Source organism: Chitinophaga sp. H8, from assembly GCF_040567655.1.
GTDB classification, from domain to species: domain Bacteria; phylum Bacteroidota; class Bacteroidia; order Chitinophagales; family Chitinophagaceae; genus Chitinophaga; species Chitinophaga defluvii.
The window spans coordinates 1,737,805-1,757,590 of record NZ_JBEXAC010000002.1 but is presented as its reverse complement, the minus strand read 5'-3'; the positions used below and the strand labels follow the sequence as shown (position 1 = coordinate 1,757,590).

Below are 19,786 nucleotides of genomic sequence, written 5' to 3'. Positions count from 1 at the left end.
GATTTTTAGATTTAATTACTACATTTGCGTCCTTATTCACAGGTAAATATCCTTTTCATCTGTGAACACGGGGCGTAGCGTAGTCCGGTCATCGCGCCTGCTTTGGGAGCAGGAGGTCGCAAGTTCGAATCTTGCCGCCCCGACGGATAAGCTTCCAAAGGCAAACAAAGTCCCTCTGATCATATGATCAGAGGGACTTTGTTTTTCATGCCATGATGGTGCATCTAATTTGCAAAAAGTACGCTTGTAGCTATTTCGTAAAAGGCATCTCCCTTTTTTAGAAATGGGGGTGCTTCTCCCCAGGTTTTTCTGGAAACCATGTATAAAGTAAACACATTGTTAACCGGCAACGGATCAATACCCGCAGGGTTAAATGCTACATTGGAATAATTTGTGCCTCCATAATTGAGCAATGGTTGTCCGGTGTCACTGTCCACAAATTCGAATACGTAGTTGTAACCAATTTCGGGTAAGGGACTCGGGACACCATCTGGCAGGATATAGTATTCCGCCTGGTCAATAGTATTTTTCACATCTTTAATTATCCCGATTTCTGTAATCACTTCATTCCAGTCTACATCATAATAACTTATCGAAACTTTGAGGTCTGTATGTTCAAATGGGATAAGGTCCTTTGCATAGTTGGCCACTTTCAGTTTGATGTGCCCGGCCGGAGCAGGGCTTTCACTTTCCTGCGCAGCAGGATCGATAAAAACAACCGGGGCCTCCATTGTAGGCTGGAACATCGTATAGGTTTCCTTGGAATCTGCTTTCACATCGATCACCTTTTCAGCTACCACATTTCCGTTGCGGGTATCATAAAATTCAAATTTCCCTTCACCAGCTACAACTTTTATCTTTTTCGAAAGTATATTCCATTCAATGGGATAGCCATTATATTTCGCTGCAATAAAAACCCCTGCTCCATTATCTCGCAGGGCGGTTTTATCCGCATCAAAATATACATCCACAAATGTTGCGAATGGCGTTACGTACTCCGCTTTCTGGCAGGAATAAAGTCCCACTAACAACAAGACGGCTACTATTATATTTTTTGTATGTTTTTTCATCAGTTTATTTTTTACTCATCAGATGTAGCGATTGGGATTAAAAGTTATAGCTGAAACTCAGACTAAACCTTCTTCCATCCTTTTTGCGGTAGGTGATGATATCGCCATCTTCTTTACGGTACTTGATAGATTTTCCTTCTTTTAGTACAAAAAACTTGTTGTCATCCTGCTTATAATCATGAATATTCATATAGTAGCGCGTCCAATCATCCAGGAGATTGGCCACATTCAGCTTAACTTCCAATTTTCTCTTAAAAAAACGGGCATAAAATTGCGCATCGAATTGTTTAGGTGCCAGCTCATATTCCACCCGCGCCATATTAACATTTGCCAGATTGGTTCGGGGGCCACGGTGATTGTAGCTTACAGTAGCACCCCAATAGTCACCCCAATATCCAACTCCCAAATTCAATAACCAGGGAGATTGACCTATCAGTGGCCGGTCCTGGTTAGGATAGCGGGACTGCACTCGTTCGGCCACCTGTGTTTCAGGATTATTGATCCATTGCCAATGACTTAATACATTGACTTCAGATTTGAGCAGTGTTCCATTGGCATGTATGAACAGATTTTTGGCCCAATCCCGATTAGATAGAAATGTAAAATCTTTCCGGATCTCCAGTTCCAATCCCAGGTTTTTTGCATTCTCCATATTGGCAAACGTGTAATCGGAGCCGCCAGAATGCACTAATTCGATAGGTTTATCCAGTTTCTTATAATACCCCGTTAATGAGATAATCTCACCGGGTGACGGATACCATTCCAGCCGCACATCCATATTATCGATCAATGTAGATTGCACATGCTCACCGTACACATAACCGTCTAATTCAAAATCATACATTGCAAACATACCTACCTCCCTGAAATCAGGACGTATGACGGTTTTCGAATAACTGCCTCTGATATTAAACTCCGGCGTTACACTATAAGTTGCATTAATAGAAGGCAGGAAGCGCCAGCTATTTTCTATGACTCCAAACCGATGTTTTTGTACATCATCGGGGTCTGGTTCATCCTGGTAGGCTCGTTTGTATAGGTCTTCCTGATTAGAGTTTAAACCAAAATATTCGGCACGAACACCATATACCAACCGGAGTTTATTCCAAAGTTTTTGATCGGCCATCAGATATAAGGCATGTGATGTCATCCTGCCATCATAAAACCGTCCTCCCAGCCCATCTGCATAGTAATAGGCCTGACCATCACCATTTCCGATATTTTCGGGCGATAACAACTGATCATAGCTTATTTCTATCGCGGGGGCTAATTGATTGGTGGTACCAACTGCCCAGGATCTTGTCCAGGGCACCATTTTGTATAAATTCAAAGATCTTCTTTTGGACGAGGCCTGATATCCAAATCTGACCAGTGTAGATACCGGTTTTTCTTCTCCAAATTTGCGGGAAAATGCTGCGCTCCAGTTGTAATCCGTTTCATCAATGCGTGTCCACATGCGCCAGTCCTTGAAACCATCCTTCACAGATGCTGCTCTATGGTTCATTAAACCCGGTGTTTGAAAATAAGGCTGGCCTGCAATTATGGTGGTTAACCGATAAGAAAGCCGGCGTTCATCCAAAATCTGTTGTTTGATTTTGTTGACGGTAAACATCCCTTCGGCTTTTATCTTCCAGGGCAATTGATAGGTACCGATCAATTGATGCTGCTGCAAGGACATGGCTTCCGGCAATTGATAAATAAGTTTAGTGGCTATAGGATCAGAATCATCATGCGGTTTTTGAATCGACTCACTATAATTGTCGCTGTAAGTACGCGCATACATATTCTTCAGGGCAATCTTAAATCCCTTACCCTGCCATCCCATATTCGCCACCAGTCCTCCGCTACTGTTAAACCGGTAGGATGTTCCTTCTCCTTTATCACCAATACCAGTACTATCCAGGTAACTGCCTTTGGTAGAAGATCTCAGGTTATTAAAAGACACTATATTCTGCTCATTTCTGAAATTGGCAGAAGCAGCAAACCCCAAGCGGCTCCCATTTCCTAATTCATAGATACGTCCAAGTGATAAACGCATATTCTGATTAGGAGAGGTTTTGTATTTATAGGTTTTCAAGGCATCGCTATTTAGCCTTTTGGATTGCGCAATCGCATCCAGATCATTGTATTTTACCCCATCACCAAATTCTATTGGATTGAGCGGCGTACCGTTCAATTCAGGATCGGTCAGATTATAACCAGGAGGTGCATCCAATTGAGATGCTCGATTGTTCCATTGCCAGGACTTTATACCCTCCGGCATTTTGGATGATTGATCAAAGAAGCCGAAATACTCGCTGGTATGCCGCTCTCCCAGCCGATAGAAGTCTTTGCCGATAGCTTGCAAATTGCCTCCTATACCGTATTGGATGGTTGTAAAATTCTTTTCAGGAATATCGATTGTATTCACCGAAACCTGTCCACCCGAAAATTCAGCAGACACATCTGGCGTGGCTGTTTTATTGACTACCACGGAACTCACCATTTCAGTAGGGATAATTTCAAAGGAAAAATCACGCTTATTCTGTGAGGTACTTGGGATTACTATGCCATCCAGCATTGCCTGGTTATAGCGATCTGACATACCACGTACCACCACATTCCGGTTGTTTACTGTAGTCAGGCCTGTAACGCGCTTTAACACCTGTCCCATGTCATTATCGGGTGTGCGGGCAATCTGTTCGGCGGAGATACCGTCGGTAACGGAAGCCGCATTCTTCTGTATTGCATATAGTCCCGCCACACTCTCTTTCTTGTAGCTACCGGTCACCACTACCTGACCGAGCGTTTTGGTCGATGGCACCAAAACGATATTGAGACTGGTCAGCTGACCGGCTTTCACTTCTACCTGCGTAATGCGCTTGGTCTGGAAAGAGAGATAGGTAACTTCTACGGTATAATTGCCTGGTGCTATGCTGAAGTAGTAGCTACCGTCTACACTGCTTTGTACCGCCTGGTTGTTCTGCACAATCTTTACAGAGGCTCCGGGAAGTGGCTGCCCCCGGTCGTCCAGTACTTTACCTCCGATGCGGCCGGACTGCTGGCGGACGGTCTGGGGTGCAATGTTTACAGCTACCGGTGTATTAGATCCGGTAATGACCACCAGCTTGTTATCGATGGTATAGCTGTAAGGTTGACCCTTAAAAAGGGTATTAAGTACCTGTTCTATGGTTGCATCCATAACCCGTATGCTGACAGGTTGGGCCCTGTTGAACAAGTCCATATCGTAAAAAAAGTCATACTTCGCCTGTTTCCTGATATCCTCCAGTACTGCATGAATGGTACTGTTCTGCCTGTTTATACTGATGCGCTGGGCAAAGGTATGGGCGTTGACCTGTACCAGAAAGCAGGTAAGTAACAACATGGTGATCTTCATAGCACGCATGCATTGAGAAAAGTTCATACTTTTGTTAGTGTTAAATTATATTGATGATTATTGTTGTCGCAGTGTCCTCGATAAACATTTAACGATCCGGCCAAAGGTGTTCCACCACCTTTGGCTATTTTGTTTATAGCTTATCCTTTGTTTTATACCGGATTACAGTATCTATGTTTAATTTGTATCAATCTGTCACGATAAACCTCCTTTTTTTAACAGTTACGGTAGCTTTTTTGGTGGACTGTATCATTTTTACGATAGCGGACAGTGGCTGTGAGCGGGACACCATACCGTTAAAGCGCATCTTGCCGATATGCGGTGGATATTCCACTTCTATATCATACCAGCGCGCCACCTGTCGCAGTATAGTTTCAAGTGTTTCGCCCCTAAAAACAAAATCACTGTTTACCCACGCCAACTGTTGTTCGATGTCTGCCTGTTGTACGATCAGTTGTTTTGCCAGTACCGCCTGTTGGCCTGGCTTTAGCAATGCAGACTGTCCATCGTTTGATTTTATCTTCACACTACCCTCCACCAGTGTTGTCCTGATAGCGATTTCGTTATCATAGGCATTGATATTAAAATGTGTACCCAACACCTGAACTTCCTGTTCGGCAGTTTCCACAAAAAAAGGAACATTCCCTTTTCCGCCCGGCATGGGCATTTTTTCGATTTCAAAATAAACCTCGCCCGTCATTTTTACCCGGCGTTCCTTATCTGAAAATTGTACGGGATAACTCAGGGAGGAGGCAGCATTAAGCATAGCTATTGATCCGTCCGGCAAGGTTACCCGGTATTGTCCTCCATTAGGTGTAGCAATAGTATTGGCTGCCGAAGGCATTACTTTCGGATTTCCGCCAGCGTTATAACGGATATTATCATCCGCATCCTTTTCGATATGTACCCCACCCTGGGTAGCGATGGTGCCTTTCTGCGCATCATTCAGAGAAATAACTGACCCATCTGCCAATGTGAGGCGGGCTTTGTTCTCGCCGGGCAGAATGTCTTCCTGCTTTGCAAGCTGGTCATTGTTATTCATCTTAGCTGTCCAAAGCCAATAGGTAGCGGCCAACAAGGTAAATCCTAATAAAAGGACAGCGGCAATGCGCCTGATATGGTCAAAGCGAAAACGCTTTGTGCGACGGTCTGCTATGCTTTGATTTATCCGTTGGCGTATGGCAATACCACGTTGTTCGTCCTTACCAGGTGATGGCTCCTCGACTGTTGCCGTAAGTTCTTCCTTCAGGAGTTGATCATATGCCTGCCTGAGCTGCACTGCTTCTTCGGGACTTAATGTTTGTCCGCTGGCGTGTTTCTCCAACAGTTTTCTAAATATATCATTGTCCATCTTTCAATGTCTTTTGTCCATTTTGTGTGGGATGGTGTATTCCCCTCTATATATACAATCCAAAAACAGGGGGTATCCCTAGGTGGTGGGGTAACTTTTTTTGAAAAAAGTTTAAATGGGGATGTAGTAGCTAAAAGAAAAGATTGCAGCAGAGCCACAGCAGTAAGGTTGACCTGCCGATACCCTGGCGTATGCGCTTGAATGCTGTAGAAACGTGGTACTCTACGGTTTTGGGAGAAATGCCAAGTTCCATAGCAATGCGTTTAATGGAAAACTCTTCCCGTTTGCTCATGAGGTATACCCTGCGGCACTGTTCGGGCAGGTTATTTACACAGGTTTCAAGCTGTAGCTGTAGTTGTCTTGTCCTGATCAGCTCATCAGCTTCTCCGGCAAGCGGTTCGGGAAAATTGGCATGTTCAAGGCTTTCGCTTGCCTGTAGTTGTTTCAGTTTTTTGAGTACCAGGTGGTAGGAGGTGGTGAACAGCCAGCCCCTGATATTGATATGCAATATGGTGTCCCATTTTTCCCAAAGGCGCACGAAGGTATCCTGTACGATGTCTTCGGCAGCCTGTTCATCCTTTAAGATGCGAAAAGCTGTCCGGTACAAAGGTTTCCAATGGTGGGTATATACCTGATCGAATGTAACCGCATCCTCGTGTTGAGTTGCTGCTGTTAACCGGTCATGTGCTGTATTGCTGGTATCCACTATTTTGTGCCTTTTGTAGGGCCAAAATTATCAGTAAGATTTCAGGCACTACAGAATATCCCATTAAGTTTTTATTAATTAATCCCTCATGTAGTCGTTAACTTTATGATAATATTGCAAGACTATATTTGTGCCGCATAGGACAAATTAGTACATGGTATCAGGCATCCAGGATCACACTGCATTATGGCAATTGGTAAAGCAGGGCGACCGCACCGCTTTTGACCAGATCTATCACCTGTATGCTGCTCCGGTTTTTGCGATGGTATACAAACATATCCATAGCCGGGCCGATGCAGGAGATATTACCCAGGAAGTTTTTATGGATTTGTGGGATAAGAGAGCCACTATTAACATTGAAAGTTCTCTTTTCAATTACTTATACAGTGTAGCCCGTAACAGAACATTCCGGTATATAAAAAGAAATGCGGCTAGGCCGGAAAGCCTGGAATTGTGGCAGGAGCTGATAGATGGACAGCACATGCTGCGGGTTTTCCAGGAAACGTATTCCGCATCTGCCATCCGTACCATAGCATCCTCTGTAGCTGGTGAAATTGACGGATTGCCTGAACAAATGAAGAAGGTATATCAGCTGCACCAGGAAGCGGGTATGAGCGTAACCGAAATTGCTGCATTATTATTGATTTCTCCCAACACGGTTAAAAATCATCTTGCCAAGGTGCGTAAACGTCTTCGCCAAACCGTATCCCGGTTAACCTTCCTGTTCTTTACACTTTCCATTATCTGGCTCATCATTGCCTTATTACCCGTCATCTGATCTTCTTGCCAATATTACCAAATTATTAACTCCATTTTCCGGAGTAGTCCGCTTTTCGTTTTCAGGCTCTATCCTATAAAGAGTGTTACCAACTATATTCATGGCGATACCTTTTACAAAGAAAAAAAGCTATGCAAACAGAAGAACGCTTCAGAGAACTGTTAGACCGCTATATAGCCGGCACCTGTACCCCACAGGAACGAACCATCATGGAAGAATGGTTTGAAAAAGGAGGCAACCTGCATAAAGCAGATCTCCCGTTAAGCGCGGCGGAAGCAGCCCGTTTGCTGGAGAATATTCACCGCCTGCAGGATAAGGCCAGCCTCCCTGTTAAGCACAATAAATTATCAGGATTACTGTCCGGCTGGCGGGCGGCTGCCTTGTGGACAGGCATCCTGCTTGCCGCAGGGCTTGGCATCTGGCGTACAGGCTTCATTCGTAATATAGGTGATCCTTCACAAAGAGCGGTAGTGTTTAAGGAACTGACCACCCGCAAAGGAGAAATCAAAAAGGTGATCTTACCTGATAGTTCGGTTGTGTTACTAAACGCCAATTCTACCTTGCGTTATCATCCGGACTTTGTCGGCCACCGTCAATTACACCTTTCAGGCGAAGCATTGTTTACCGTAACCCATGACGATCAACATCCTTTTACTGTATACACCACTGATAGTCTGGCTACCATGGTATTGGGCACACAGTTCAATATCAGCAGCTACGATCAGGGAGAAGATGTTCAGATCACCGTTGTATCAGGCAAGGTACAGGTTAGTAAACCAGGTAGTACATTGGATATCCTTACCAAGGCGCAAGCCATCCATTACAATAAAGCTGGAAAGGATTATACCATTCTCAACGTGGTACCTGCAGAAAGCCTTACTGCCTGGACAAAAGGAGAATGGGATTATGAAAATGTCCGGTTCAATGATCTGGCGGTATTGCTGCAAAATCAATACAATGTAATCCTTAGTACCCGGCTGGATCAGCGCCAACTACAAACGAATGTCAGTGTCAACTTTAATAAGCAGCAATCAGCCCGTGAAATTGTGGAAGTGTTTTGCAGCCTAACCGGACACCGGTTGCGGATGCTCACACCTACCGAAATAGAGATTTACTGAACCAGGGATTTATTCACCACTATAAAAGCAGAAGCCCTGCTGTGAACAGGGCCAATGCCATTTTTTCATTCGTTAAAATAAAAAAAGAAAAAACAAAGTTATGTTACTGACATGGTTGAAGCAACCTGGAAGGAAAAAATTTATCCTTCCCGCCCTGATGCTACTATTATTATCGTTGCCCATGGTAATGCTGGCGCAGGAAACAAAGTACACTGTAAAATTTGAACAGGGCAGTTTAGAGCAAGCACTCGGCCTGCTCCGTAAAACCACCGGCACCAGTATTGCCTTTAGTAAAGAAGAAGTAACCGGTGTTGCAGTAAAACCAATGGAATACAATAACAAAACGGTGGAGCAGATTTTAAGCGGGTTGCTCTCCAACACCCCATTTAACATAGAAAGAAAAGGTACTGCCTGGTTGGTCAGGAAGGCGGCAGATCATCAGGAATCATCTACTATGGGCTCTCAAAAAGCCCCTGGAAAGATCACCGGTAAAATCATTGATGAAGAAAACGGAGATCCTATACCAGGTGTCACCATCCGCATTGGGAATAAAGGAACCACCAGCAGCGCAGATGGCTCTTTTAGTATTTCGCTGCCTATGGGAATATACCAGGCAGAAATATCTTCCTTAGGCTATGGTACTAAACAGGTTACTGATATCGAAGTAAAGGACCATCAAACTACTACATTGCATATAACGCTCAAAAGAGCCAAACATACACTGGCTGGCGTGGTAGTGACTTCTACTGCCAGAAAAGAAACCATCAATGCCCTCTATGCCCGTCAAAAGAATGAAGCAGGCATTTCCAATGGCATGAGCCGGGAACAGATTGCAGCATTGCCCGACAAAAACATAGGAGAAACATTAAAACGCATTTCAGGGGTAAGTACTAATGACAACCGTCGTGTAGTGATACGTGGTATTGCAGAACGTTACAACCTGGCCATGATGGATGGTGCCATATTACCTAGTACGGACGTACAGGTGCGCGACTTTGAGTTCGATATTGTTCCCAGTAACCTGATCGATAACGTGATCGTGTCTAAAACATCAACGCCTGATATGAGCTTTGGATTTGGTGGTGGACTGGTGCAGATCAATACATTTGCCATTCCTGATCAGAACTTTACCACATTAGGTATTGGCGGAAAGTACACCAGCGGCAGCACCGGAAAGGATTTCCTGGGTTATGGCCGTGGCAAAAATGACTACCTGGGCTTTGATGACGGTAGCAGAGATCACTTCCCCAAAGACCTGCTGATCTTTACGAATCACAACTATAATCCTATCAAACCTTACGATATTCCTCCCCCGGATATTACACCGATTACGCCTGAGATGATTGCAGCGCAAAACAAAAAAATAGGTGGATTAGAGCGGATTGGTACCAGAACCTATAAGGCATTGCCCGGGCAAAATTACCAGTTCAGTCTGGGACGTAGCTACCATATTAAAGATAGCCGTCTGGGTTTTGTAGGTTCTATCAGTTACCGCAATGAGCAAGCTATCGATGACATTTCTCATTTTGAACGGGGTGACTGGGAGAAGATCGGCAATCGTCGTTACAACGTAGCTACCGGAGCAGAAATCGAACCCACCTTCTCCAATCAGTATAATTTCAATACTACCTGGGGGGCCTTGCTCAATCTGGGATGGCAGTCAAAGCATCACAAGATCACTTCCCGCAATTTCTATTCAAGGGTGTTCAACAACCAGTTTTCCCGCATCATAGGCTATGGTAATGACATTGGTTATGGAGAACTTCCTGCTATCCGGGAATACGACCGGCCCAAATTTATTGACCTGCTGCAAAATCGTATCAATGGCGAACACACTTTTGGCGCTTTCCGTTTTGATTGGAATGTGGCCCGCAACAAACTCAGCAACCTCGAAAAAGATGCCGTAGAAGCCTGGTTAATGCCGGTAAAAACGCTTAACGGAAGCAGTTATAATATCATGCCCAGTGGCGTTACTAATCCAGGTGGCGGAACCTTCAACCGGGCACAATACCAATATGAGGAAACCAATAAAATAGCAGAAGGAGCTTTCAGTTATCATTTCAATGTACTTGGGAAAAAGCAGATTGCTAAGGCTGGCTACCAATATATGGAACGCCATGGGCTATACGACTGGACCTTATTACCGATCAGTACTGTACAAACTACAGGTAGTGTATATGCACATATTCCTGTACAGGAGTGGGGGCAATTCCTGGAGTTCAAAAATCCGATGAAGGATATATTGTATTATCCTGCAAGTTTTTCTCAGAACGGATATGAAGGGAAGAATACCAATCAGGCAGTGTATGGGATGCTGGATAACCGCTTTACAAGCTGGCTGCGTTTGGTATGGGGCATTAGGGCCGAATATTACAAATACGAAAGGATCAGAAGTGGTGCCAATGACCGGTCTATCAACACACTCATAGAGCGGGGCGAACAATTTAAATTCGTAGACCCCGAAACCGGAAGAATCGTAACACCTACCGCCAATCCCGAAACCGAAGAGAAAACATGGCGCTACCTGCCTTCCGCAAGCCTTACTGCTACCCCGTTGAAAGATTTTAACATACGGGCAGCCTATTCACAATCTGTGGTAAGGCCAGCACTGATCGAAAACTCCCGTATGATCCGCTATGATCCCGCTCTAGGTGCTTTTCGCAGGAATGAAGGTGTACTTTCTACCCTGATCGACCATTACGACTTACGACTGGAATGGTATCCGAAACCAGGGGAGGTGATTTCCGCAGGTTTTTTCTATAAGTATTTTGATAAACCCGTGGAACTGTACCGGATGCAACCGGATGCTACCATGCGCGTATACGTGTTTACCCAAAACTCAAATTGGGCAAAGGTAAAAGGATGGGAATTTGACCTGCGTAAAAGCCTGGGTTTTATCTATCCTGAATGGAAGTTGCTCGATAACATTTACCTGAGTGGTAACCTTACCTTACAGCATTCCGAAGTACAGTCTGCTATGTTTGTAGGAAAGGGCATGGCTTATGACAAATACGGCAAAAGCTATGAGTATCGTACCAAAGTGTTCCAGAAAGAAAAAAGGCCATTATACGGACAGGTACCGGTACTATACAATATCGGATTACAATATGATGGCAACCGCTTTGGCGCCAATATGGCCTTTAACCACATGGGATATAAAACCTTTACTACAGGCATGACGCCGGACATCGTAGAGTATGAACGCCCACGTGACCAACTGGACGCCCAATTAAGCTATAGCTTTTTGAAAGACAAAAAGCTGAAAGCAAAGCTGAACATCAGCAACCTGCTTAATACCCCTTACCGCTTTTACATCAATAGTGGAGACACGTATAAACTGCTTGATAAATGGAAAGATATGAATCTGTCAGCAATTACTTCTACGGGAGCCACTGAATGGAGTGATATCTACGAATGGAAATATGGCTTCTCACAGAAATATGAAGAAGGCTATTATGAAACATCTCCCGATGGAAAAACTAAAACCAGGATTGGAGACAAGGACACCTTCATCCGCAAAATAGGTACATCATTCAGTTTTTCCATTTCCTATTCCTTCTAATTTTTATCTGGTTCCTCTTAAAAACAGTAACGTCATGAAGACAACCAACATATTTTACATCATCTTAACAGGTATATTCCTTTTGGTAATGGCGGCCTGCAACAAAGGGAAAGACGATTTTTTATACAAGGCAGACAGGGTACCTGTTTTATTAAAAGGCTACAATGGCAGCAACGAAACATTGGAGATAAAACTGGATACCTTTAAGACCAATTATCCACTTTCATCCAATAGTGCCTTTGACTTTATCGATGCCTATACATTCCATGGCAATAGCAGTAAAATAAAGCTGTCAATAACAGAAACGGGCACTGGAAAAGTGGTATTGGAAAAAGAAATAAAAAAGGGAGATGGCCCCACCCCTATCAGATTTCTTTATGCAAATGGTAAAGTAAACTACCTGCCAGAAAAACCAGCAGTAGAAGCCGGAAAAATAAAAATCAGTTACCTGTTCATGCCTACGCTTACTAATTATACAGCGCCGGTAGACATTGTACTGATAAAATATTATTTCACACCAAAGGTATTTGAGGAAATCATCCGGATTAAAAATGTAAAACCTTATGAATTCAGTGAACCTGTAACCATTTCTACCTTCTCAACTGCCACACAGGAATATAATGGGCAGCCTACACCAGTAATGTTTAAGGCTTATATCTACAAAGCAGGTACAAATGAATTTTACACAAATGAAATGGAATATACCTGGCATGCCACTTCCTCCAGTGCGCCTACACCACCGGGCTCAGTTGCATCCTCCAATTTGTATATATTCAATGAAAGCACTGTGGGAAATAGTATAAGGTTTACTAAACTATTCGAACTATAACCAATAAAGAACCAATGAAAAAGTTAATACAATATATAAAAACAGCGGGTATCCTTACTTTATTTATTCCCATATTTGCAGCCTGCAATAAAGAAGAGCTGGAGGCAGAAAAAGCTATACAGGTAATCATTAATGGTTACAATGGGAGTGCAAACGAACTGGAAGTGTCTATAGATACCACCAGATACGATAAGAGTGTTGCCAACGGGAATTTTATACTCAAGCCTGCCGCTATGATCGGTTTTAACGCAGTATATACCTATCGCTCCCCTGCGTTACGTTCTAAAGTTACGCTAACAGATCCTGCTACCGGAGAAGTATTCTTTAGTAAGCCACTTCCCGCAACAGGCACAAAAGCCAACTTTAATTACATCTATCTGGATGGCAAGGTGGTGGAAGTAAATCCTCCGGCAGCCACAGACACTATCAATAAACTGGGGTTTTATATTCATTATGCAGACAGTGACGCTCCTTTTGATATTTTCCTCTACAGAATTGATAACACTACCGGGCAGGAATACCGGGCATACCTGGCAAAGCATGTAAAACGGGGCACATGGATCTATATAGATTATATCCCATCCGCTGATTTTGATAGTAAGCAGGCGCTCAGCAATGCCAAAATTTGTTTTACAAAAGCAGGCACCACAGATCAATGGGCCTTCCAGGATAATGAAACCATGAGTAAACTAGAACCTTCCGGGATGGGATTCCCCGTTGCAGGTGAGAAAGGACTGGTACTGCCTTACTTTATTACACCTGGCTCCTGGCAGTTAGAGCACTCCCGTTTGTTTTTCTATCCGGACAGATTCTAATAGCCGGATACGGACAACCCGTTCCCTCAAATCCCATAGAACAGGCTTCCTGTAACCTGAATAACTACTACTTGTGTGGGGCTGGCCTTTTGGTCAGCCCTTTTTCAATACGGCTATTACTACCATCCATATCATCATCCAGGCATCCTTTCAAACCTGCCGATGCAAGGCAAAATAGCAGCAGAACAGGTCAAAATAAAGCCATTGAGAGCAGGCACCCTGGTTTATATTTGAAAAACAGGTATGGGCATTTACAGTAATTCATCCTGCATCGTGTGAACATAGCATTCAATTTATAGTACTATCATGAAATTAAGCTTCTTTAGAGCAGCTGTGCTTTTTTTTGCAGCCATACTTTTGGTGTCGGATCTTTTTGCCCAGCAGGATTTTAGCACTGACTATTTCAGGATTCATGTTAACAACAAAGGCTGGATCACCAGCATGAAGAATATTACCGTTCGGCCTAACCGGGAATTCAGTCCTGCAGATAAGCCATCGCCATTGCTATGCCTTTACGACAGTAAGCAAAAGGTGTACTATCAGCCCACTAAAGCCAGGTATATCCGGCAAAACAAAACGCTGGCACTGGAGTACCCCAATGGGTCGGTAGCTACCATAGCGATAGTGCCTCAAAAAAAGTATTTCAGGCTCACCCTTCAATCGCTTGTTCCACGCAATGGAATTGATGTTATTCAATGGGGGGATTATCATACCAATATTACCAATCTCTTAGGTGAAATAATCGGAGTTGCCCGTGATACCAGTGAGGCAGTTAATTACGCCATTGGTATGCTTGCCTTAAATGATAATACCCTGGGAGGAACTGCAGCGACCATTGCTGATGCCGCCCCATTTCAATATATTATTCATACACCGGACAGCAAGCGTTTCCCGCTACCCGACAGTTTATATGAGGGGCAGATCTTTACATTGGGAGGAGATGGTATCAGTGACGTTGCTTTTTATTCGCATAAAGCACCGTGGTACAGGATCATGTATGGCAATGCAGCAATGGTAGACCGGAAAGGCAACATATCCATTGTTTATCAATCCAGGGACCGGTCTTTTGAAAGAGAAGTGTATTATTCGCTCATTCCTAATATGGCCGCCAATACGCCCAACCACCTGCAGGTACAGCCATTGCCCGGGATAGATTATATCGGATCATCCATTGCTTTATGGGGCAGTGCCGACAGCACTGCTTTAATGGACGTTATTCAGCAGATTGTATTATCTGAAAAGCTTCCTTATCCCACCATCAATGGGAAATGGGTAAAAGATCCTGCTGCCTATGTTCCTGACGCTATTACCAGCGGCAATCTGTATGATAGTACCATCTCTTACACTTCACGGCTGGGTTTTAAAACGATCAGCTTATATGACCAGCAATTTTTGAGACCTGACCGCGGCAATAACGGTTATATTGACGGACGGTATTTTGAGAAGAAGCCGTTGAAATTGACCAGTGGCAATGTTTCGCATAAAACATTTGCGGATATGGCGGCGCAATATGGTATTACAATTGGCAGAACCCCGATCACCACTGCTTTGGCTCCCGGCACCATGGATGCCAGCCCTGTTCCAAGCGACAGCCTATGTTATCAGCAGCAACGTTTACTGGTAAAAGGGATTACTCCAACAGACACGGTCATTGTGGTGGATGATCCTGCACATCTTGAAGAAATTGCCAGTTGGGAGGGACATTGTGCAGATCTGAATATGATCAAAATTGGTAAAGAGCTGATTCATTACTTGGGAGTTTCCAGCGAAAAGCCATACAGACTTTTAAATATAAAACGCGGATACTGGAGCACCACACCATCCAGTCATACCAACGGGGATACCATCTATAAACTCCAGGTCACTATTAATTATGGCTATGATGGGCTTATTCCCAATATGCAGTTACAGGATAAAATAGCGGAGTACTACGCCGATGTGTGTGCGATCAATGGTTTGCGTTATTACGATTTTGATGGACAGGAGTTTTTGTTCAATAACGGGCATGGTTATTATTCGGCCAAACGCTTCTTTCGTAAAATGTTTGAAAGAGCCGCAGCATTGGGCATTCCTGCCATCCGGTTTACGGGGGCTACCTTATCTGAAGGATCATGGCACTATCAAAGTATCTGGAATGTGGGTAGCGGAAAAAATCTGTATGATGTGGACACACGGGAATGGGGAAGTACCACCAGCCAGGGAAAAGACCTCAGAGATGCCACCTATGCCAACTATTTTCCGGTAGGTATGGGAAGCAATTTTCCTATCAAGGCCCATTCAAAAGTGGAGGACTATGAGCATGTACAGGCAATTTCCGTAGGTGTAGGTACCACCTACAGTCTGGCTTTAAATCAGCAGGACGTTGAAAGCTGCCCACAGAAAGCGGCTATTTTTACTGCCATCAGCACATGGGAAGCAGCCCGTGCCGCCAATGCATTTCCCATCTGGGTGAAAAAAGTGCTGGCAGATCCGTTGCTGTCTTTTCACCTCGAGTCTGTGGGTGCCGGCAATTGGAACTTATATAAAACGAACCGGGATGGTTCAGACAGAAAATTGTTTGTCAGATTAAAAAGCGCTGACGGGCTGATCAAAAAATGATGCCCGGCAGGAAGCCCTCTGTCACCGTAAGTGCAGTCTGCACGCAGTCATCACTTACCTGCTTGCCCGCAGATAGCAATATCAGCCCAGCAAAATATCTCACCAAACCTTTGCCAGGTGCGCAGTAGCGCACCAAACAACCTGTGTCTTCAAAAAAAATATAGAAAAGTTCAAATCCTGTAATATATTTGTCTACTAATTCAGTAGACTAAGTAGACTACTAGACAAGAGATCACCAATCTATACACACAACTATTATGAAAAAAGTATTCCCCCTCTTACTCCTGATCACGCTGCTGGCCAGCACCCTATTTGCTCAAAAGGTAATTAAGGGTGTGGTGAAAGGCGAAAAAGGGTCCCCTATACCCGGCGCCACTATTAGCCTCAAGGGGTCAACCAATCATGCTATTGCTGACAATAAGGGACAATTCAGCCTTCAAACGTATGCCTCCTTCCCGATTAGTCTGGGAGTTACCTCTATTGGCTTTGCCAGCCGGGAGGTTCAGGTAACCGAGCAAAACCAAAATTCGGTAGAGGTGATCCTCACCGTAGACAACCGCCTGTTGAACGAAGTATCTGTGATGGCACGGCGGCGTAATGAAAAGATTCAAAATGTACCCATTGCTATTTCCGTGGTACGTGGTGGTGCCATTGAAGATGCAGGCGCTTTTAATGTGAACCGGGTGAAAGAGCTGATACCTACCGTACAGCTCTACTCCTCCAACCCGCGCAACACTACGCTCAATATCCGTGGCCTGGGCTCTACCTTCGGGCTTACCAATGATGGTATTGATCCTGGCGTTGGCTTTTACCTGGATGGTGTTTATTATGCGCGCCCTGCCGCTACCACACTTGACTTTGTAGATGTAGAGCAGGTAGAGGTGCTGCGGGGGCCACAGGGAACACTATTTGGTAAAAACACGACGGCAGGCGCCCTGAACATTACTACGCGCAAGCCATCCTTTTCGCCGGGTGCCAGTGCAGAAGTAAGTTATGGCAACTATGGCTACATACAGGCCAAAGCCTCTATCACAGGGGCTATTGCCAGTAAGCTGGCCGGCAGGGTTTCTTTCTCCGGCACACAGCGCGATGGCACTATCTATAATGTAGCATCGCAGAAGTATGTGAATGATCTTAATAATATCGGTGCAAGGGCGCAGTTGTTGTACAAACCCAGCGACCGTGTTAATATCACACTCATTGGAGACGCCTCCAAACAACGCCCGGAAGGATATGCGCAGGTAATAGCTGGTGTGGTAAAAACACAGCGGGCTGATTACCGCCAGTTTAACAACATCATTGCTGATCTTAATTATAAACTGCCCAGCCTCAATCCTTTTGACCGGTTGATCGATCACAATACTACCTGGCGTTCCGGCAACGACCTGGGAGGTGTATCCGTAAACGTAGATGCGAAGATTGGCGAGGGTACACTGACCGCTACCACTGCCTGGCGTTATTGGCACTGGGATCCCTCCAACGACCGGGACTTTACCGGATTGCCTGTATTAACCTTATCTCAAGCCACTTCCAAACACCAGCAATGGTCGCAGGAAGTACGGTATGCCGGTAACTTTTCTTCCAAGCTAAGTGGTGTGATCGGTGTTTTTGTGATCGGACAGGATCTCAAAACAGACCCGGTACATATCGAAGAATCCGGTTCTGCACAATGGCGCTTTTCTCAGAATACCACCAGCGAGTTATGGAAGACACCCGGGCTGCTGGAAGGATACGGCATCCGTACTACCTCCCGCCTGCAAACACTCAGCGCTGCGGTATTTGGGCAGTTAGACTGGGCTATTACAGACAGGCTGCATGTACTGCCTGGCCTGCGGTATAACTATGATGATAAAAAAGTGGACTTTGACCGTAAAACATACGGAGGCTTACAAACCACTGACCCTGCGCTGCTGGCATTAAAGAACAGCGTGTACTCCGATCAGGCTTTTAATGCTAAAACGGATAACACCAACCTTACCGGTCAGCTGACGGTTTCTTTTAAAGCCAGCAACCACATCAACACCTATGCCACCTACTCTACCAATTACAAACCGGTAGGACTTAACCTGGGCGGCCTTCCTACTGCGGGTGGCAAACCGATGCTGGAGCTGGCAGAGATCAAACCGGAGTATGTACAGCATTTTGAAGTAGGCATCAAAACCACGCCATCCGCTTCTTCTACCCTGAACCTGGCGATCTACAATACTGACATCAAGGATTTCCAGACGCAGGTACAAACTGCCGAACTGGGTGTAAACCGTGGGTATCTTGCCAATGCAGAAAAAGTACAGGTACGTGGTGCAGAGCTGGATGGTAACATACGGTTCAATGATCACTTCTCGCTCTTTGGTGCAGTAGCGTATATTGATGGCAAATACAAATCTTTCAAAAATGCGCCGGTACCATTGGAAGAAACCGGAGGCCCCAGTGCATTCAAGGATATTTCCGGTAGCAGGCTACCCGGCATTTCCAAGTGGACCACTACCCTTGGCGGCGAAGCCTCCACTGGCGGCAAGTTCCTGGGTCAGGGCGGAAAATATTTCCTGGCACTGGACGGATACTATCGTTCCGAATTTTCTTCCAGCCCTTCTCCTTCCCCATTCCTGAATGTGGATGGCTACGTGCTGTTCAATGCCCGGCTTGGGTTCCGTGCGGCAAAAGGAGTATCTGTATTTGCATGGGGACGCAACCTGTTCAACAAGAATTACTTTGAACAACTGCTCGTGGCAGCTGGCAATGCCGGACAATATGCTGCGGTGCTTGGCGATCCCAGGACATTCGGGGTAACACTGCGTTATAATTTCAGTCCGGCAGAATAAGTCTGAAATTTGCCCTGGCTGCATAACATCCTATAAAAGAAACTGCCTCATTTACTAATGAGGCAGTTTCTTTTTTTTAATCTTTTAATCCGAGATACGCTTTTACCGCGGCATAATCGGACCAGTTTACCGGAGCCGCTGATCTTGCCTGGGCATTGCCGGGCACGATCATGTAACGATATTGCTGATACTTCTTGCCATTGACAGTGACGGTACCCACGTCTGCATTGGCATACAACTCAATCTTCTGCGTATAAGCCACGAACTGGATATTAAGACCGGATAAAGCAGCATAAGGCAACGGATAAATGACAGGATCACTTGCATCGCTGGAGTTGATGTATACTTTTACATCTGCTTTATTCACCAGCTCCAGGGTGAGTTTAGGTGCGTCAATAATGGCATAGTAGCCCACCGTATCAATGTTACCGCCTGCAAGGTGTACAGTATCTGGCTTAAATGGTACATCCAGCCATGCGGAATAGATCACAGATCCGGAGGCGTCTTCACCTTTGGGGCCAGCGGGACCAGCAGGGCCGGCAGGACCATTAGCGCCATTAGCACCCGTGGCGCCAGCAGGACCAGCAGGGCCTTCTTTACTGCAGGATATCATGAACATAACAAAGAAAAGCCCTGACAACAGGACTAGCGGGGTAATAAGATTACGTCTTTTCATATTTGAGTTAATGTTAAGGGCATGAAGGGATAAGGGTTTCACACCTGGTTGTGATTTAGGGATACTAAAGTACAAATTTAGTCCTTAT

At 44.9% G+C, this 19,786-nt stretch carries 12 protein-coding genes and 1 tRNA gene; 8 read left to right on the top strand and 5 right to left on the bottom strand.

Annotated elements, in window-relative coordinates; all coding sequences use genetic code 11:
* Nucleotides 1–68 precede the first annotated feature (68 nt).
* A tRNA-Pro gene (locus ABR189_RS21000) sits at nt 69–143 on the top strand.
* 81 nt (nt 144–224) lie between these two features.
* Here the strand turns inward: ABR189_RS21000 and ABR189_RS20995 are convergent.
* The 4 genes from ABR189_RS20995 to ABR189_RS20980 form a co-directional block, all read right to left on the bottom strand.
* The gene (locus ABR189_RS20995; protein ID WP_354662442.1) at nt 225–1,070 is read right to left on the bottom strand and encodes a hypothetical protein; all 846 of its coding nucleotides are present in this window, start codon (nt 1,068–1,070) and stop codon (nt 225–227) included.
* 37 nt (nt 1,071–1,107) lie between these two features.
* Nucleotides 1,108–4,473, bottom strand: a complete 3,366-nt coding sequence (locus ABR189_RS20990; RefSeq protein WP_354662441.1) for a TonB-dependent receptor — start codon at nt 4,471–4,473, stop codon at nt 1,108–1,110.
* Nucleotides 4,474–4,633: 160 nt separating this feature from the next.
* Nucleotides 4,634–5,797, bottom strand: coding sequence for a FecR family protein (locus ABR189_RS20985; protein ID WP_354662440.1), 1,164 nt, complete (start codon nt 5,795–5,797; stop codon nt 4,634–4,636).
* Between the two features lie 130 nt (nt 5,798–5,927).
* Nucleotides 5,928–6,503: an RNA polymerase sigma-70 factor gene (locus ABR189_RS20980; RefSeq protein ID WP_354662439.1), complete on the bottom strand. Its 576-nt coding sequence runs from the start codon at nt 6,501–6,503 to the stop codon at nt 5,928–5,930.
* A gap of 154 nt (nt 6,504–6,657) precedes the next feature.
* On the opposite strand from ABR189_RS20980, the gene ABR189_RS20975 reads away from it, so the two are divergent.
* From ABR189_RS20975 to ABR189_RS20945, 7 genes are all read left to right on the top strand, one after another.
* Nucleotides 6,658–7,281, top strand: coding sequence for an RNA polymerase sigma factor (locus ABR189_RS20975; RefSeq protein WP_354662438.1), 624 nt, complete (start codon nt 6,658–6,660; stop codon nt 7,279–7,281).
* A 131-nt stretch (nt 7,282–7,412) separates the two neighbouring features.
* Nucleotides 7,413–8,399, top strand: coding sequence for a FecR family protein (locus tag ABR189_RS20970; RefSeq protein WP_354662437.1), 987 nt, complete (start codon nt 7,413–7,415; stop codon nt 8,397–8,399).
* 100 nt (nt 8,400–8,499) lie between these two features.
* Complete coding sequence (locus ABR189_RS20965; RefSeq protein WP_354662436.1) at nt 8,500–11,961, top strand: TonB-dependent receptor; 3,462 nt, start codon at nt 8,500–8,502, stop codon at nt 11,959–11,961.
* Nucleotides 11,962–11,995: 34 nt separating this feature from the next.
* On the top strand, nt 11,996–12,790 hold the full coding sequence (locus tag ABR189_RS20960) for a hypothetical protein (RefSeq protein ID WP_354662435.1): 795 nt from the start codon (nt 11,996–11,998) through the stop codon (nt 12,788–12,790).
* Between the two features lie 14 nt (nt 12,791–12,804).
* Nucleotides 12,805–13,605 carry a hypothetical protein gene (locus ABR189_RS20955; protein ID WP_354662434.1) on the top strand — a complete coding sequence of 267 codons (801 nt, stop codon included), beginning with the start codon at nt 12,805–12,807 and terminating at the stop codon, nt 13,603–13,605.
* A gap of 306 nt (nt 13,606–13,911) precedes the next feature.
* Entirely contained in the window at nt 13,912–16,203 is a 2,292-nt protein-coding gene (locus tag ABR189_RS20950; RefSeq protein WP_354662433.1) for a hypothetical protein, read from the top strand.
* A 257-nt stretch (nt 16,204–16,460) separates the two neighbouring features.
* Nucleotides 16,461–19,022, top strand: a complete 2,562-nt coding sequence (locus ABR189_RS20945) for a TonB-dependent receptor (RefSeq protein WP_354662432.1) — start codon at nt 16,461–16,463, stop codon at nt 19,020–19,022.
* 76 nt (nt 19,023–19,098) lie between these two features.
* Here the strand turns inward: ABR189_RS20945 and ABR189_RS20940 are convergent, their stop codons facing one another.
* Nucleotides 19,099–19,698: a hypothetical protein gene (locus ABR189_RS20940; protein WP_354662431.1), complete on the bottom strand. Its 600-nt coding sequence runs from the start codon at nt 19,696–19,698 to the stop codon at nt 19,099–19,101.
* Between the last annotated feature and the right edge of the window lie 88 nt (nt 19,699–19,786).

Bases quoted from the DNA above. Each gene is read 5' to 3' on its own strand.
- ABR189_RS20960 (WP_354662435.1), top strand. From the start codon at position 11,996: ATGAAGACAACCAACATATTTTACATCATCTTAACAGGTATATTCCTT.
- ABR189_RS20975 (WP_354662438.1), top strand. From the start codon at position 6,658: ATGGTATCAGGCATCCAGGATCACACTGCATTATGGCAATTGGTAAAG.
- ABR189_RS20990 (WP_354662441.1), bottom strand. From the start codon at position 4,473: ATGAACTTTTCTCAATGCATGCGTGCTATGAAGATCACCATGTTGTTA.
- ABR189_RS20950 (WP_354662433.1), top strand. From the start codon at position 13,912: ATGAAATTAAGCTTCTTTAGAGCAGCTGTGCTTTTTTTTGCAGCCATA.
- ABR189_RS20970 (WP_354662437.1), top strand. From the start codon at position 7,413: ATGCAAACAGAAGAACGCTTCAGAGAACTGTTAGACCGCTATATAGCC.
- ABR189_RS20945 (WP_354662432.1), top strand. From the start codon at position 16,461: ATGAAAAAAGTATTCCCCCTCTTACTCCTGATCACGCTGCTGGCCAGC.
- ABR189_RS20985 (WP_354662440.1), bottom strand. From the start codon at position 5,797: ATGGACAATGATATATTTAGAAAACTGTTGGAGAAACACGCCAGCGGA.
- ABR189_RS20995 (WP_354662442.1), bottom strand. From the start codon at position 1,070: ATGAAAAAACATACAAAAAATATAATAGTAGCCGTCTTGTTGTTAGTG.
- ABR189_RS20955 (WP_354662434.1), top strand. From the start codon at position 12,805: ATGAAAAAGTTAATACAATATATAAAAACAGCGGGTATCCTTACTTTA.
- ABR189_RS20965 (WP_354662436.1), top strand. From the start codon at position 8,500: ATGTTACTGACATGGTTGAAGCAACCTGGAAGGAAAAAATTTATCCTT.
- ABR189_RS20940 (WP_354662431.1), bottom strand. From the start codon at position 19,698: ATGAAAAGACGTAATCTTATTACCCCGCTAGTCCTGTTGTCAGGGCTT.